2 protein-coding genes are annotated in these 2,152 nt (G+C 62.8%); both read right to left on the bottom strand.

Going from position 1 to position 2,152, the window contains the following annotated elements; all coding sequences use genetic code 11:
• On the bottom strand, positions 1–795 hold a 795-nt coding region (gene istB, locus ACNFCJ_RS23940), incomplete at its 3' end, for an IS21-like element ISPst3 family helper ATPase IstB (protein ID WP_108116351.1).
• A partial coding sequence (istA, locus tag ACNFCJ_RS23935) for an IS21-like element ISPst3 family transposase (protein WP_416773874.1) occupies positions 788–2,152 on the bottom strand: 1,365 nt, incomplete at its 5' end. The genes istB and istA, both read right to left, overlap by 8 nt.

Genomic DNA, 2,152 nt, shown 5'->3' with positions numbered 1-2,152 from the left:
CTCATCGTCCTCCGGTTCCTGGCCGCCCTTACGCTTTCGCTCCCGTGATTTGATCTTGGCCTGGGCCGCCAAGCTACTGTGTTGCAGGCGATAGGACTCGTTACCGGTTTCGACGATGTGGCAGTGGTGGGTCAGCCGATCCAGCAGGGCGGTGGTCATCTTGGCGTCGCCGAACACGCTCGACCATTCGGCGAAGCTCAGGTTGGTGGTGATCACCACGCTGGTGTGTTCGTACAGCTTGGACAGCAGGTGAAACAGCAACGCACCGCCAGCCTGGCTGAACGGCAGATAACCCAGTTCGTCGAGGATGACCAGATCCATGCGCAGCAGTGCCTGGGCGATCCGCCCGGCTTTGCCGTCGTGTTTTTCGCGCTCCAGCAGATTGACCAGATCGACCGTGGAGTAGAAGCGCACGCGCTTACCGTGCCGGGTGATGCCGGACACGGCCAGCGCGGTGGCTAGGTGGGTTTTACCGGTGCCTGGCCCACCGATCAGCACCACGTTCTGCGCGGTGTCGGTAAAGCTCAGATTGGCCAGCTCGCTGATCAAGCGAGCGTCGGCGCTGGAGGCGCTGAAGTCGAAGCCGGCCAGATCGCGGTGCATCGGCAGCTTGGCCATGTTCATCTGGTGGCTCACCGAGCGCATGGCGCGATCTGTGTGCTCTTGTTCCAGCAGGTGTTCGAGCAGCCACTTGGACGAGGCTGTATTCGACTCACCCTGTGCAGTTAACTCCGCCCAGGCCGTGGCCATGCCGTGCAGGCGCAGCTCCTTGAGTTCCGCCATCAAATCACGCATGACCGACCCCCTCGGCCTGGCCACGCAGGCGGTCGTAGCGCGCCGTGTTAGCGACGGGGGCTTCCTTGAGCGACAAGTGGGTTTCGACGCTGGGTGGTGGTTCGGTCGCGGCCAGGCGCGCCACGACATTGAGGATGTGTTCGGCGCTCAGGCTGCCGCTTTCCAGTACCAGCTCAACAGCCACCAGCACCGCATCGAGCCCGGCGACCGGTACGGCAGCCAGAACTTGCGCCATGATCCGGTCACCGCCGGCATGACGCCCCAGGCCGTGCTTAAGCTGACGCAGCGACGCCGGCAGATCAGCAAAGGGCGCGCCGTTGCGCAGCGCACCGGGCTTGCGTTCGATCAGCGGGAGGTAGTGCTGCCAGTCATAGCTGACCTGGTCGCGATCCAGCAAGCGGACATGGCTGGCGATCAGCGCGTCGTCAGCCACCACCTCGATTCGCGTCGGATACAAACGGCTGCTGACCCACTTACCCGCGTACTCACACGGCACCGAGTAGCGGTTGCGCCCGACGCTGACCAGGCAGGTGCTGGAGACCCGCGCAGGCCGCTCGACGTAACCGTCGAATGGCGCTGGCACAGGCATCAGTTCAGCGCGCTCCAACTCCAGCACTTCGGCCACACTCAGACCGCTGTATTGAGGGTGCGTCAGCTCGTTCCAAAGCGCGCGGCAGCGCTGGCCCAGCCAGGCATTGAGTTCCTCGAAGGAGTGAAACTGGCAGTCCTGGGCGTCTAGCCAGATACGCCTGCGGCTGTCTTGCACGTTCTTTTCAACGATGCCCTTTTCCCAACCAGCGGCGACGTTGCAGAAGTCCGGATCGAACAGGTAATGCGCGCACATCACCGCAAAGCGTGCATTCACCGCCCGGCCTTTGCCCTTATTGACCTTGTCGACGGCGGTCTTCATGTTGTCGTAGATGCCCCGGCGCGGCACGCCGCCCAAGGAGCCGAACGAGCGTGTATGGGCGTCAAATAACATCTCATGGCCCTGGCTCGGATACGCCACAAGCCAGAACGCACGGCTGGCACACAGCTTCAGATGTGCCACCTGCATACGCCGGTAAATGCCGCCGACCAGCAAGCCCTCCTCGCTCCAGTCAAACTGAAACGCCTCGCCAAGAGCAAAGGTCAGCGGCACAAAGGCCTGCGACGCCTTGCCCTGTCCCCCTCGCCAGGCACGGATAAACGCGGTGAGCTGGCTGTAGCCACCGTCATAACCTTCGGCTTTGATTTGCGCCAACAGCGCCTTGGCACTGCGCCGCTGTTGCTTGGGGCGCAGCGAATCGGCTTTTAGCGCCTGCTCTAGCGTGGCGTGAAAAGGGCTGAGTTTGTTAAAGATCGCGCGGCGTTGGTA

The organism is Pseudomonas sp. NY15364 (assembly GCF_048068235.1).
Classification (GTDB): domain Bacteria; phylum Pseudomonadota; class Gammaproteobacteria; order Pseudomonadales; family Pseudomonadaceae; genus Aquipseudomonas; species Aquipseudomonas mendocina_D.
The sequence above is the reverse complement of the archived record's forward strand: the minus strand, read 5'-3'. Positions and strand labels throughout refer to the sequence as shown.